Below are 13,420 nucleotides of genomic sequence, written 5' to 3'. Positions count from 1 at the left end.
GCCGGACGGGCGTCAGCGAACCGCCTTCAGCCAGGCGTGAAAGGCCGGTCGCTCCCGCGACAGGCCTCCGTCGACCCAGTACGCCACGTAGATACGGCCATCCGGGCTGCGATCGGCGGTCCAGATGAAATTGACCCCGCTGCCGAACACCGGATCGATGTGCCGCCCGTTCCGGGCCACCGGCTCCAGCAGGGACGCGGCTTCCTCGGCCGTCGGCAGACGCCAGTCGCGGTGACCGGCGTAGGCCTGTTCGTTCATGGTCTTGAGCGCCGATTCGGCCGCCGCGTAGGTGAGCCCCGCGCTGCCGCCCGCCTGCCAGACCAGACCGGTCGCGGCATCACGGATGATGGCGTCGTCACCGTGCAGCTCGGTGGCAAACCGATTGGCGACGCCCGCTCCCGCCGGGTTGAGCATCCGGTCGAACAGGCCGCGTTGGGCGAACGCCCTCGCCAGACGCTCCGGAGTCAGCGTGGTTGCCACGCCACGCAAGGCCAGCGGCGCCGGTCCGGTGTCCGGTGCCGCTTCGATGCCTGGCGGCTGCGCGGGCGGCTCCGGTGTCGAGACGCCGATCAGGCCACTGTCGCGAAACGCCAGCAGGAGTCCGCCCAGCGCCGTCAGCAAGCCGGCCAGCGCGGTCAGGATTCCCGGCAGACTGGACCAGAACGATCGGCCTTCGGCCACGGTGATCTCAGAACGGGTTGCGCACGATGCCACCGTCCACACGCAAGGCGGCGCCGGTGGTGGCGCTGGCCAGCGGGCTGACCACGTAGGTGACCAGGGCCGCCACCTCGGCCGGCTCGGCAAAACGACGGATCAGGGAGCTCGGCCGCGCGCGCTCGAAGAATTCCTTCTCGATGGTCGCCACCGGCTGGCCCGACTCGGCAGCCATTTTTTCCAGAAATCCCGCCACGCCACGCGAGCGCGTCGGTCCCGGCAGCACGCTGTTGACGGTGATGCCGGTGCCGGACAGCGACTCGGCCAGACCACGGGCCACCGACAGCTGGGCGGTCTTGGTCATGCCGTAGTGCACCATCTCGGCCGGGATGTTGATGGCGCTCTCGCTGGAAATGAACACGATGCGGCCCCAGTCGCGTGCGCGCATGGCGGGCAGGTAGGCGCGCGCCAGGCGCACCCCGGCCATGACGTTGACGTCGAAAAAGCGTTGCCAGTCCGCGTCCGGAATGTCTTCGAACGGCTTGGTGTCGAAGATGCCGAGGTTGTTGACCAGGATGTCCACGTCCGGATGCTGCGCCGCCCGCGCGGCGCAGGCGTCCGCCGTGCCCAGATCGCCGGCGAAGCCGGTCGCCAGCACGCCGGTGTCGCCGAGCAGGCTGCCGAGCGCCTCGTCGACGCCCGCCTGCGTGCGGCCGTTCAGGATGACCTCGGCGCCTTCGCGCGCCAGGCTGACGGCGATGGCATAACCGATGCCGGCGGTGCTGCCGGTGACCAGTGCGCGCTTGCCGGTGAGTTGCAGGTCCATGGGGCCTCCTTGTAGTGGGGCGCGTTGAAACGGGCGGCAAGAATGCCCGTTTTCAGCGACCCTTCAAACCGCGACCGCCGCCGGCGTGAGCTCGAAGCCAGCGTAGCCCTGGGCCGCCACCTGGTCGCAGCGCTGCCGGTACGGCCCAAGACCGCCGAGGTAGGCCATGAACACACGCGGCTTGCCGGGCACGTTGGCGCCGACGTACCAGGAGTCGGCCTGCGGCATGAGCGTGGCGTCGGCCACCGCCGCGACGTGCGCCTCCCACTGTGCCTGCGCCGGCGCGCTGGCCTCGATGCTGCGGATGCCGCGGGCACGCAGGTGGGCAAGGCAGTCGGCAATCCAGTCCACGTGCTGCTCGATCGACATCACCATGTTGGTGAACACCGACGGACTTTGCGGGCCGGTGATCAGGAACAGATTCGGGAAGCCGGCACTGGCCAGGCCCAGGTAGGTGTGGGGGCCGTCCGCCCATGCCTCGCGCAGGCTGCGACCGTCGCGCCCGCGAATGTCCATGGCCAGCAGGGCGCCGGTCATGGCATCGAAGCCGGTGGCGAGAATCAGCACGTCGAGCCGGTGCTCGGCGTCGCGGGTGCGCAGGCCGTGCTCGGTGAGCGTCTCGACGGGCGTGGCGCGCAGGTCGACCAGCGTCACGTTGTCGCGGTTGAAGGTCTCGTAGTAGTCGGTGTCCAGACACAGGCGCTTGGTCCCCAGCGGGTGGCTGGTGGGACACAGCAGCTCGGCCGCCCTGGGGTCGCTGACCGTGGCGCGGATCTTGCCGCGCACGAACTCGGCCACCCGCGCGTTGGCCTCCGGGTCCACCAGCACGTCCGGCGCGGCGGCCAGCAGGCTCATGGCGCCGCCCTGCGCCCACAGCGTTTCGAGCGTCTGGTTGAGCTCGGCGGGCGGAATGTCGCGCGTGCGCCGTGGCGTGTCCGGGAGCGCGACGGGAATGCCGAACAGCGATTGGCGGCTCAGCGCGCGGCGATGGGGGTAATCGGCCTTGACGCGCTGCTGTTCGGCCGCCGCCAGCGGCCCGTTGCGCGCCGGCACGCTGAAATTGGCGGTGCGCTGGAACACCGTCAGGTGCTCGGCCTGGCGGGCCACCTGCGGGATCACCTGGATGGCCGTGGAGCCGGTGCCGATCACGCCCACGCGTTGGCCGGTGAAGTCGACGCCGTCCCTGGGCCACGCCGCGGTGAGGTAGGTGGCGCCGGCGAAGCGTTCGATGCCCGGCAGGTCGGGCGCCTTGGGTACCGACAGACACCCGGTGCCATCACGCAGTACTGCGCGGTGCAGCGCCCGCCACGGTGGTTCTCGACCCGCCACAGGCCGGCGCCCTGGTCGAAGTGCGCGGCGGTGACGCGGGTGTTCAGGGCGATGTCACGGCGCAGGTCGAACCGGTCGGCGACATGATTGAGGTAGGCGAGGATTTCCGGCTGCCGCGGGTAACGTTCCGACCATTCCCACGCCTGCTCCAGCTCGGGCGAGAACGAGTAGGAATAGTCCACGCTTTCGATGTCGCAGCGCGCGCCGGGGTAGCGGTTCCAGTACCAGGTGCCGCCGACACCGTCGCCGGCCTCGAACACGCGCGCCGTGAAACCGGCCTCGCGCAGGCGGTGCAGCATGTAAAGACCGGCAAAGCCGGCGCCGACGATGACGACGTCGAAATCCGGCCTCGTGGGGTGCGGACGCGGGTGGTTCATGGGCGCTCCTCCAGGCGTTTTTGACCGGTCGGTCAGGCCTACCGTGCACCGCAACATACACCCGCCGGCGGCGCGCCGGAAACGGCGGCCGCCAAATCTGGCCGCGACCGGCCTATTTGCCGATGCAGAACGTGCTGAAGATGCGCCCGAGCAGATCGTCGCTGCCGAACTCGCCGGTGATCTCGTCCAGCGCCCGTTGTGCCTGACGCAGCTCCTCGGCCGCCAGTTCGGCGCCACCGGCCAGCAGCCCGGCCGCCCGGGCGGTGGCGCCGGCGGCGGCGCGCAGCGCCTCGACATGACGGCGCCGGGCACTGAACAGGCCCTCGCCACCACCGTAGCCGGCGCAGGTCTTCAGGTGCTGGCGCAGCAGGTCCAGGCCGGCGCCGCTGCGTGCCGAAAGATGGATGTCGGTCCAGCCGGCGCCGGCTTCGCGGCGCGGCGCACCGCCGGTAAGGTCGATCTTGTTGATGACACGGGTCACCGCGGCGGCCTGTGCCAGCAAGTCGGCCGGCGGTGGCGGCGGATCGCCGGCCTCGGTGACGAACAGCAGGTGATCGGCACCGGCGATCTCGGCGCGGGCGCGGCGCACGCCTTCCTGCTCCACCGGATCGGTGCTGTCGCGCAGGCCGGCGGTGTCGATCAGGTGCAGCGGCAGACCGTCGATGGCCAGGTACTCGCGCAGCACGTCGCGCGTGGTGCCGGCAATGGCGGTGACGATGGCCGCCTCGCGCTCGGCCAGCGCGTTCAGGAGGCTGGATTTGCCGACGTTGGGCGCGCCGGCCAGCACCACGGTCAGGCCCTCGCGCAGCAGACGACCCTCGCCGGCGCGCGCCACCAGGGCCTCCAGTTCGCGCGCCAGGGCATCCGCCGCCCGAGTCAACGCGCCGTCGGCGTCGAGTTCGAGCTCCTCGTCCGGAAAGTCGAGTCCGGCCTCGATCTGCACGCGCAGGCTGATCAGGCGCTCGGTGAGTGCCCGCACGGTGTGCGAGAAGGCACCGTCCAGGCTGCGCAGGGCGGCGCGCGCGGCGCTGGCACTGGCGGCGACGATGAGATCGGCCACAGCCTCCGCCTGCGCCAGGTCCAGCTTGTCGTTCAGAAACGCCCGCTGGCTGAACTCGCCCGGCGCCGCCTGGCGCGCACCTAGCGCCAGCACGCGCGCCAGCAGCAGGTCCATGACCACCGGCCCGCCGTGACCGTGCAGCTCCACGACATCCTCGCCGGTGAACGAGCGCGGTGCCGGGAAGTACAGGCACAGGCCGTGATCGATGGCTTCGCCGCCGGCGTCGCGAAACGTCGCCAGCTGCGCCTGGCGCGGCGGCGGCAGACGGCCGGTCAGGGTGCGGCAGATGGTGGCGGCGGCCGGCCCGGATATCCGCACCATGCCGACACCGCCGCGCCCGTGCGGCGTGGCGATGGCAGCGATGGTGTCGGCAGGCACGCTCAGGCCGCGGCCTTGCGCTCCAACTGGTGGTTGATGAACCACTGCTGGGCGATCGACAGCACGTTGTTGACGAACCAGTACAGCACCAGACCCGCCGGGAACAGGGCAAAGAACACCGTGAACACCAGCGGCATGGCCAGCATGATGCGTCGCTGCATCGGTTCCATGCCGATCATCGGCGTCATGCGCTGCTGCACGAACATCGACACGCCCATCAGCACCGGCAGCACGTAGTACGGGTCGGCACCGGACAGGTCCTGGATCCACAGCATGAACGGCGCATGGCGCAGCTCCACGCTTTCCAGCAGCACCCAGTACAGGGCGATGAACACCGGAATCTGCACCAGGATCGGCAGACAGCCGCCGAGCGGGTTGATCTTCTCGGTGCGGTACAGCTCCATCATCTTCTCGTTGAGCTGCTGGCGGTCTTCCTTGTAGCGCTCGCGCAGCGCCATGATCTTCGGCTGCACCTTGCGCATGTGGGCCATGGACCGGTAGCTGGCCGCCGACAGGCGGTAGAACGCCAGCTTGATCAGCAAGGTCACCAGGATGATGGCCACGCCCCAGTTGCCGACCACGCCGTGAATGGTGCTCAGCAGCCAGAACACCGGCTGGGCGATGACCGTCAGCTTGCCGTAGTCGACGGTCAGCGCCAGGCCCTCGGCCACGTCCTCGAGGCGATCCTGCGCCTTGGGACCGGCGTACAGACGGGTCTGCCAACTGCCCGACTGGCCGGGCTCTATACGCAGCGGACCGCTGATGCAGCCTGCCAAATAACGCTCCTCGGCCAGCGCCTTGGTGTAGCACTGCGCCGGCCGCTCGCCATCGAGCAGCACGGCCGCCAGGAAGTAATGCTCGCTCAGGCCGATCCAGCCGTTGTCGAGCGTGGCGGCCAGCGGCGCCTGGCGCATGTCGTCGTAGCCGACCTTGTTGTACTTGTCGACAGTGCTGTAGTAGACCGCGCCCTGGAACGAAGCCGGCATGAAGATGCTGCCCTGGGCGTCCGCCCCCTTGCGGCGCAGCAATTGCGCGTACGGCTGGGCCTGCCAGGGCTGCGCACCGTCGTTGCTCACTTCGTAGCGCAGCTCCACATCGTAGGCACCGCGACGGAAGGTGTAGACCTTGCGCACCGACACGCCGGCGCCGGCGTCCTGCCAGGTCAACGGCACCTCGAGCCGGTCCTGCCCGGCATCAAGGCGGTAGCTGTCGGCGGCGGCGTCAAAGGTCGCCTCATGGGTGGGCGCCGGCGCGCCATCGCCGGAAAGCAGGCCCGATTGCGGGTAGAACAGCCGCGGCGAGGCGGTGTCGAGCATGGTGTAGGGCGGCGACCGGTCGCGGGCATTGGCGCGGTAGTCGGCGAGCTCGAGCCGGCTGATGTCGCCACCAGCGGTATTGATCTGCACCGTCAGGACGTCCGTGCGGACGTCGATCGTGCGACCTGTCGGCACCGCGGCGGCCTGCGGCATGGTCGGTGCCGGCTCGGCGGCGGGCGCCGTTACCGTCGCCGCTGGCTCTCCTGTCGGAGTCGGCACGGTGCTTTGCTCGGCCACGGGTAGCGGCGCCGGCTGCGGGCGCTGCGCCTGCCAGGCCTGGTAGATGAAGAAGGTGATGACCAGCAGCAGGGTCACCAGCACGAGCCGCACGGTTTCCATGAGAGTTCCGGATTGATTCAGCGACGTGTCGGGACGAGGCGCGGTGGCCAGTGCTCGGGCACCGGATCGACGCCCCCCGGGTGCCAGGGATGACAGCGCAACAGCCGGCGCACCGTCAGCCGACAGCCACGCCAGGCGCCGAAGCGGCGTATGGCCAGCAGGGCATAGCCCGAGCAGCTGGGGTGAAACCGACAATGACGGCCCAGGAACGGGCTCAGCAGCATTCTATAGAGATGGAGGACGACCAGCAGCAGCCGACTCACGACGAGCCTCCGCACAGCCGCTCGAACGCGGCGTCCACCTGGTCGTGTGTCAGCGCGGCACCGTGCACGCGAACCACCATGTCGGCGGCCGGCAACCGCAACTGATGGTGGCGGAATGCCTCGCGTATCCAGCGTTTCAACCGGTTGCGGTCTACCGCCAGACGCACCTGACGCTTGGGAATGACCAGCCCCAGACGTGGCCATCCCGTGTCGTTGTGCAGGGTGATCACTTCAAGGGCACCGAAGCGCTGACGCCGACCACGCCGGAACACGGCCTGGAACTGGCGCGGCGTCAACAGTCTCTGCTGGCGGGTGAAACGGCCGCCGCCAGGCGCCGATCCGGTCAGCGTCAGACGCTGCTGATGCGATGGCGACCCTTGGCGCGGCGGGCATTGATGATTTTACGACCGCCGACGGTCCGCATGCGGGCGCGAAAGCCGTGCGTGCGGGCCCGACGCAAGTTGCTGGGTTGGTAGGTGCGCTTCATGACCGCGACATCCGGACTGGGCTGACAAAAGGCGCGAAAGCATAGCCAGCACACGCCACCCGGTCAACTGCCAGCATGGCGGCGCGGGGGGGCCGGTTGTGGGTAAACTTGGCGGCCGTCGTACCGGACCGAAGAACCGGGTCGGCATCTGTGTCGAGGAATTCCTTGAAGAACACGTGGCAGGGCTGCCTGAACCAGCTCGAGCGCGAGCTGTCACCGCAGCATTTCAATACCTGGATTCGGCCCTTGCAGGCGAACCTGGTCAACGGCACGGTGCACCTTCTGGCGCCCAACCGTTTCGTGCTGGATCAGGTCAACAACCTGTTTCAGGAGCGCATCCGCGAGCTGCTGGCCGAACGGGGCCTGACGCTGGCGCTGGAGATCGGCAGCAGCGCGCCGGTCGACACGTCGTCTGCGGCACCCGCGCGGCAGAAGGGCGCGACAACACCCCGCAAACGCAAGGCGGCCCCCGTGGTCGACCCCGGCCTCGCGTTCGACAGCTTCATCGAGGGCAAGTCAAACCGGCTGGCTCGGGCTTCCTCGCTGCTGGTCAGCGAAAACTGCGGCGGCATGTACAACCCGCTGCTGCTGTATGGCGGTGTCGGGCTGGGCAAGACCCACCTGTTGCACGCCGTTGGCAATGCAGTGCTCAAGGAGCGGCCCGAGGCGCGCGTGGTTTACGTGTCCGGCGAACGGTTCGTGTCGGACATGGTGTCCGCCCTGCAACAGAACCGCATCGACGCCTTCAAGGCGTTCTATCGCGACCTCGACCTGCTGCTGGTCGACGACATCCAGTTCCTGGCCGGCAAGGAACGCTCACAGGAAGAATTCTTCCACGTCTTCAACTCCATGCTGGAGAGCAAGAACCAGCTGGTGATGAGCTGTGATCGCTACCCCCGCGACCTCAAGGGTCTGGAAGACCGTCTGAAGTCGCGGTTCGGTTGGGGGCTGTCGGTGGCGGTCGAGCCACCGGACATGGAAACACGCGTCGCTATCCTGCTCAGCAAGGCGCAGCAGGCCGGCAAGGTGATCCCGCAGGACGTGGCGTTCTTCATCGCCCGACGCGTGCATTCCAACGTGCGCGAGCTCGAGGGTGCCCTGCGTACGGTCATCGCGTACGCCACGCTCACCCACGCGCCGATCAGCCTGGAACTGACGCGTGAGGCCCTGAAGGACATCGTCAAGGCACAGGACCGGCAGGTGACGCTGGAGGCCATCCTCAAGACGGTGGCCGAGTACTACCGTATCCGCACAGCGGACCTGACCTCACGCAGCCGCAAGCGCACCTTCGTGCGACCCCGCCAGCTCGGCATGGCGCTGGCCAAGGACCTCACCTCCAGCAGCCTGCCCGAGATCGGCGCCGCATTCGGGGGACGTGACCACACCACGGTGATCCATGCCTGCGAGCGCATCGCCGCGCTGCGGCGCGATGATGACAACATCGGCACGGACTACACCAACCTCACCCGCATCCTCACCAGTTGATGGGCTGTGGATAAGGTGTGGACGGCGCGTTCGCAAGCTGAGCACCCAAAACCAATGGTCAGCAAGAAAGGGCGAGTTATGCCTTTTTCCTCAGCCGAGTGTCAATTATAAGCCGCTGATTTTCCGATTGGATTTATACTTATCCAGTTTTCCACGCGACTAATAATTACCAGTCTTAGTAAAAGAAAATAGAACTCTGAACCCGACCCCGAGGCCCGGATCATGAAAATCAGCGTTCAGCGCAACCAGCTTCTGGCTCCCCTGCAGGTGGCGCACGCCGTGGTTGAGCGTCGACAGACCCTGCCGATCCTCGCCAACGTGCTGGTGACCGCAAGCACTGAAGGTTTTCGCATGTCCGCGACGGATCTGGAAGTGGAGCTGTCGGTGCCCGGTGAACTGGAGGCGTGTGTGACGGCGGGATCCACCACGCTGCCAGCACGCAAGCTCCTCGACCTGTGTCGGGCCATGCCGGACGACACAGTGTTGACACTGGAGGTCAGCGGCGAGCGCGCAGCCGTTCGCGCCGGACGTTCGCGTTTCAGCCTGGCGACCCTGCCTGCGGCGGAGTTCCCGGGGATCGACGTCAAGGGCGACGCCTTTGAAATTGAATTGCCGCAGCGCGACCTGCGCCGGGCGATCGAGGCCACGCACTTCGCCATGGCGCAGCAGGACGTGCGCTATTACCTGAACGGCATGCTGCTGGAAATCAACGGCGGCCGGGTACGGTTGGTGGCAACCGACGGTCACCGTATGGCCGTCACCGATCTCGCGCTGACCGTGTCGTCGGAACTGAGCCGGCGCATCATCGTGCCGCGCAAAACGGTCATCGAGGCGTTGCGTCTGCTGGCGGATGAGGACACCCCGGCACGGCTGGCCGTGGGTGATGATCATCTGACGCTCGCCGCCGCCGACGTGGTATTCAAGTCCAAGGTGATCGACGGCAGTTTCCCCGACTACGAGCGCGTGATCCCCCGCAACCAGGACAAGGTGGTGGACATCGACCGGCTGACCTTGCGCGACGCGTTGGGGCGGGTCGCCATCTTTGCCAACGAGAAGTATCGGTCGGTCCGGGTGCAGCTCGAGCCCAACCTGCTGCGTCTGTCAGCCAACAACGCCGAGAACGAAGAAGGCGAGGACGAGCTGGAAGTGGCATATGGGGGCTCGACGCTGGAGATTGGTTTCAACGTGAGCTATCTGATTGATGTGCTGACGGCGCTTCGAAGTGACAAGGTGCGTCTGCACCTGTCCGATGCCGGCAGCAGCTGCCTGATCACGGAGCCCGAAGGTGGCGCGCACCGGTATGTGATCATGCCGATGCGGCTGTAGCCGGCTTTCCGAGTGAGGCTGACCCGACTGATTGTTCGCGACGTGCGCAGCGTCGAAGCCGTGGATTGGCGGCCAGTGGCCGGGGTAAACGTCCTGGTGGGGCCAAACGGTGGCGGCAAGACGTCGATGCTCGAGGCGATTCATCTGGCGGTCGCGGGGCGCTCGTTTCGGACACGCGATACGGCGCAGGTGATCCGGCGTGGTGCGTCGGGACTGCGTGTTGGCGCGTGGTTTGAGCTGGACGACGGGCGCCGGGCACACATTCGGATGGAGCGCGACGCGGCAGGGACACGGCTGCGGCGCGATGGCGAGGTGGTTCGCAGCGCATCGCAACTCGCGCGGGCGTTTCCCGTCCTGGTGCTTTCGCAAGACGGTGTCAGACGGTTTCGAACTGAACGAGCCGAGCGCCGTGGGGTGATGGACTGGGGTGTGTTTCACGTGAAACCGGAGTTTCACGCGGTGTGGTCCCGCTACCATGCGGCGCTCGCTCAGCGCAACGCAGCGCTTCGCCGCGGACAACCGGTTGAGCCGTGGTTGGGGCCGCTGGCGGAGGCGGGTGGAGCCATGTCCGCCTATCGCGAGGGGTACTTATCCCGCCTGCAGGAACACGTGACGGCGGTGGAAAGCGAGTTCGGGTTTTCGGGCGCATTGAAGATTGAGCTCCAGCGCGGGTGGCGTGAGGGCGTGGAGCTGGATGCGTATTGGAGGCAGAGCGAGTCCCGGGATCGGCGCCTGGGGTACACCGGGGGTGGTCCGCATCGGGCGAACCTGTCGCTCGGCTACGGGAACGGTATCGGCTTGGAGCAGTGCTCCTCCGGGCAAGTGAAGATTGCCTACCTGACGTTTCGGTTGGCTCAGCTACGTGAGTTGCTCGCGGCTCGCCCGGATGTCGAACCGATGGTGTTTTTCGACGACCTCACGGCCGAGTTGGATGGGGACCATTTGGCGGGAATCCTGGGGGGGCTCGTTCGGCAACCGCTACAGCGTTTCGTGACGTCGCCCGTGCTCACGGCGGACCTGAACGAACACGCCGATGCCGTGTTTCACGTGAAACACGGCGCCATTACCACGGCAACCAATTGAGAGTGCCATGACCGACGAAAAGATTTATGACTCCTCCAGCATCAAGGTTCTGAAAGGCCTCGATGCGGTGCGTAAACGGCCCGGTATGTATATCGGTGACACGGATGACGGCAGTGGCCTCCATCACATGGTGTTCGAGGTGGTCGACAACGCAATTGATGAGGCGTTGGCCGGGTATTGTCGGAACGTGAAGGTTGTCATTCACGCCGATGGAGGCGTGAGTGTGGAGGACGACGGGCGTGGGATTCCGGTCGACATCCATCCCGAAGAAGGTTGCTCTGCGGCGGAAGTCATCATGACCACCCTGCACGCCGGCGGAAAGTTCGACGACAACTCGTACAAGATCTCCGGTGGCTTGCACGGTGTCGGCGTGTCGGTGGTCAACGCACTCTCGGAGCACCTGCGGCTCACTATTCGACGCGGTGGGAACTTGCACGAGCAGGACTACCGCCACGGGGAGCCTCAGGGACCGCTGGCTATCAAGGGCGTCACCGAAACCACCGGCACCCACGTCTATTTCCGGCCCAGTCAAACGATCTTCTCGGACATCGAGTTCCACTACGACATCCTGGCCAAGCGACTTCGGGAACTCTCGTTCCTCAATTCCGGCGTGTGCATCGAACTGGTGGATGAGCGCGTCGATCGGCACGAGGTGTTCGAGTACGCCGGCGGCATCAGCTCGTTCGTCGAACACCTGAACCGCAACAAGACGCCGCTGCACCCGACCGTGTTCCACTTCCAGGAGCAGCGCGGCGATATCGGCGTCGAAGTTGCCATGCAGTGGAACGATTCCTATCAGGAAACCACCTTCTGCTTCACCAACAACATCCCGCAACGTGACGGCGGCACGCATCTGGCTGGGTTCCGCAGTGGGCTCACCCGCACCCTGAACCAGTACATGGAGCAGGAGGGCCTGGCCAAGAAGGCCAAGGTCGAGACCAGCGGCGAGGACATTCGCGAAGGCATGACCTGCGTGTTGTCGGTGAAGGTGCCAGACCCGAAGTTCTCGTCGCAGACCAAGGACAAGCTGGTGTCGTCGGAGGTCAAGGGCGTGGTCGAGGCGGCAATCGCCGAAAAATTCGGTGAATTCCTGCTGGAAAACCCGGCCGAGGCCCGCGCGGTGGTGTCGAAGATCATCGATGCCGCGCGTGCGCGCGAGGCGGCCCGTCGCGCGCGCGAGATGACTCGCCGCAAGGGTGTGCTGGATGTGGCGGGGCTGCCCGGAAAGCTGGCTGACTGTCAGGAGAAGGACCCCAGCCAGTGTGAACTGTATCTGGTGGAGGGTGACTCCGCCGGCGGTTCCGCCAAGCAGGCGCGTGATCGCCGCACGCAGGCCATCCTGCCGCTCAAGGGCAAGATCCTGAACGTCGAGAAGGCCCGTTTCGACAAGATGCTGTCATCGGCGGAGGTGGGTACGCTGATCACCGCGCTGGGCTGCGGTATCGGCCGCGAGGAGTACAACCCGGACAAGCTGCGCTACCACCGCATCATCATCATGACCGATGCCGACGTGGACGGCGCGCATATCTGCACCCTGCTGCTGACCTTCTTCTATCGGCAGATGCCCGAGTTGATAGAACGTGGTCATTTGTACATTGCTCAGCCGCCGCTGTATCGGGTGAAGAAGGGCAAGCAGGAGCGTTACCTGAAGGATGATCGGGCGCTGAACCTGTATCTGCTGGAACTGGCGCTGCAGAACGTGGCCTTTCATCCGACGGCGGAGGCGTCCGCGCTGCCGGCCGAGGATTTCGAAGCCCTGGCCAAGGACTACACGGCGGTCCTGGAGCTGATCGAGCGCGCGGCGCGCCGCATCGACCGGCGAATTCTGGACGCCCTGTTGTCGCTGCCACGGGTGACCGACGAACGCCTGGCTGACGATGCGCAGATGGCTGCACTGGCGAGCCGGCTCGAGAGCGCCCTGACCACCCAGGACGGCGGTCAATTCGCTGCGCACTGGCTGCCGGCGACGCAGGAGGGCGCCACCGGCGTTCTCCAGGTAGCGCGGCGCGAACACGGAGTCCACGTCACCTTTTCCCTGGACGCCGCGTTTTGGCACGGTGTCGAATACCGCGGCATCGGTGGCATGGCCGAGCGGCTGGCGACGCTGATCGGCGAAGGCGCCTGGCTGCGCCTGGGAGAGCAGGTTCGGCCGGTGAATTCCTTCGGCCAGGCCCTGCAGGCGCTGTTGACCGAGGGTCAGCGTGGTGTCGCTGTGCAGCGCTACAAGGGCCTGGGCGAGATGAACCCGGAGCAGCTTTGGGAAACCACCATGGACTTCGGCACCCGTCGTCTGATGCGCGTGCGGGTCGAGGACGTGGTGGCAGCGGACCAGATGTTCACCACCCTGATGGGCGACGAGGTGTCCCAGCGGCGCGAGTTCATCGAGTCGAACGCGCTGGCAGTGGCCAATCTGGACGTGTGAGCGAGGGGAGGCACGCGGCGCTCGGCGCCGCGTGCCTCAGGCGTTCTCGGCCGTTTCGCTGGCCGGCGCCGGCTC

11 protein-coding genes and 1 pseudogene are annotated in these 13,420 nt (G+C 66.8%); 4 read left to right on the top strand and 8 right to left on the bottom strand.

What is annotated here, in order from left to right; all coding sequences use genetic code 11:
* Positions 1 to 12: 12 nt before the first annotated feature.
* The 8 genes and pseudogenes from ABYX71_RS00265 to rpmH all read right to left on the bottom strand — a co-directional run bounded on the left by ABYX71_RS00265 (position 13) and on the right by rpmH (position 7,029).
* Entirely contained in the window at positions 13 to 681 is a 669-nt protein-coding gene (locus ABYX71_RS00265; protein WP_372693728.1) for a DUF1566 domain-containing protein, read from the bottom strand.
* A gap of 7 nt (positions 682 to 688) precedes the next feature.
* Positions 689 to 1,480: an SDR family NAD(P)-dependent oxidoreductase gene (locus ABYX71_RS00260; protein WP_372693726.1), complete on the bottom strand. Its 792-nt coding sequence runs from the start codon at positions 1,478 to 1,480 to the stop codon at positions 689 to 691.
* Positions 1,481 to 1,543: 63 nt separating this feature from the next.
* Positions 1,544 to 3,186, bottom strand: a pseudogene (locus tag ABYX71_RS00255) (flavin-containing monooxygenase).
* Positions 3,187 to 3,298: 112 nt separating this feature from the next.
* Positions 3,299 to 4,630, bottom strand: coding sequence for a tRNA uridine-5-carboxymethylaminomethyl(34) synthesis GTPase MnmE (gene mnmE / locus ABYX71_RS00250; RefSeq protein WP_372693765.1), 1,332 nt, complete (start codon positions 4,628 to 4,630; stop codon positions 3,299 to 3,301).
* Positions 4,627 to 6,279 carry a membrane protein insertase YidC gene (gene yidC / locus ABYX71_RS00245; RefSeq protein ID WP_372693724.1) on the bottom strand — a complete coding sequence of 551 codons (1,653 nt, stop codon included), beginning with the start codon at positions 6,277 to 6,279 and terminating at the stop codon, positions 4,627 to 4,629. The genes mnmE and yidC overlap by 4 nt, the downstream gene beginning before the upstream one ends.
* 17 nt (positions 6,280 to 6,296) lie before the next feature.
* Entirely contained in the window at positions 6,297 to 6,542 is a 246-nt protein-coding gene (gene yidD / locus ABYX71_RS00240; RefSeq protein WP_372693722.1) for a membrane protein insertion efficiency factor YidD, read from the bottom strand.
* Positions 6,539 to 6,889 carry a ribonuclease P protein component gene (rnpA, locus tag ABYX71_RS00235; protein WP_372693763.1) on the bottom strand — a complete coding sequence of 117 codons (351 nt, stop codon included), beginning with the start codon at positions 6,887 to 6,889 and terminating at the stop codon, positions 6,539 to 6,541. Before rnpA ends, yidD begins: the two co-directional genes overlap by 4 nt.
* Positions 6,890 to 6,891: 2 nt before the next feature.
* Positions 6,892 to 7,029: a 50S ribosomal protein L34 gene (gene rpmH, locus ABYX71_RS00230; protein WP_372693720.1), complete on the bottom strand. Its 138-nt coding sequence runs from the start codon at positions 7,027 to 7,029 to the stop codon at positions 6,892 to 6,894.
* 165 nt (positions 7,030 to 7,194) lie between these two features.
* Between rpmH and dnaA the strand changes: the two genes are divergently transcribed.
* The 4 genes from dnaA (at position 7,195) to gyrB (ending at position 13,345) form a co-directional block, all read left to right on the top strand.
* Positions 7,195 to 8,514, top strand: coding sequence for a chromosomal replication initiator protein DnaA (gene dnaA / locus ABYX71_RS00225; protein ID WP_372693718.1), 1,320 nt, complete (start codon positions 7,195 to 7,197; stop codon positions 8,512 to 8,514).
* Between the two features lie 222 nt (positions 8,515 to 8,736).
* The gene (gene dnaN / locus ABYX71_RS00220) at positions 8,737 to 9,840 is read left to right on the top strand and encodes a DNA polymerase III subunit beta (RefSeq protein WP_372693717.1); all 1,104 of its coding nucleotides are present in this window, start codon (positions 8,737 to 8,739) and stop codon (positions 9,838 to 9,840) included.
* Positions 9,841 to 9,852: 12 nt separating this feature from the next.
* Positions 9,853 to 10,923, top strand: a complete 1,071-nt coding sequence (locus tag ABYX71_RS00215) for a DNA replication/repair protein RecF (protein WP_372693715.1) — start codon at positions 9,853 to 9,855, stop codon at positions 10,921 to 10,923.
* Between the two features lie 7 nt (positions 10,924 to 10,930).
* On the top strand, positions 10,931 to 13,345 hold the full coding sequence (gene gyrB, locus ABYX71_RS00210; protein WP_372693713.1) for a DNA topoisomerase (ATP-hydrolyzing) subunit B: 2,415 nt from the start codon (positions 10,931 to 10,933) through the stop codon (positions 13,343 to 13,345).
* Positions 13,346 to 13,420 lie beyond the last annotated feature (75 nt).

It is taken from the genome of Immundisolibacter sp. (genome assembly GCF_041625615.1).
Lineage (GTDB): Bacteria > Pseudomonadota > Gammaproteobacteria > Immundisolibacterales > Immundisolibacteraceae > Immundisolibacter.
Note: the sequence above shows the minus strand (reverse complement) of the source record. Positions and strands in the feature narration are given on the sequence as shown.

Bases quoted from the DNA above. Each gene is read 5' to 3' on its own strand.
- ABYX71_RS00260 (WP_372693726.1), bottom strand. From the start codon at position 1,480: ATGGACCTGCAACTCACCGGCAAGCGCGCACTGGTCACCGGCAGCACC.
- gyrB (WP_372693713.1), top strand. From the start codon at position 10,931: ATGACCGACGAAAAGATTTATGACTCCTCCAGCATCAAGGTTCTGAAA.
- rpmH (WP_372693720.1), bottom strand. From the start codon at position 7,029: ATGAAGCGCACCTACCAACCCAGCAACTTGCGTCGGGCCCGCACGCAC.
- dnaN (WP_372693717.1), top strand. From the start codon at position 8,737: ATGAAAATCAGCGTTCAGCGCAACCAGCTTCTGGCTCCCCTGCAGGTG.
- yidC (WP_372693724.1), bottom strand. From the start codon at position 6,279: ATGGAAACCGTGCGGCTCGTGCTGGTGACCCTGCTGCTGGTCATCACC.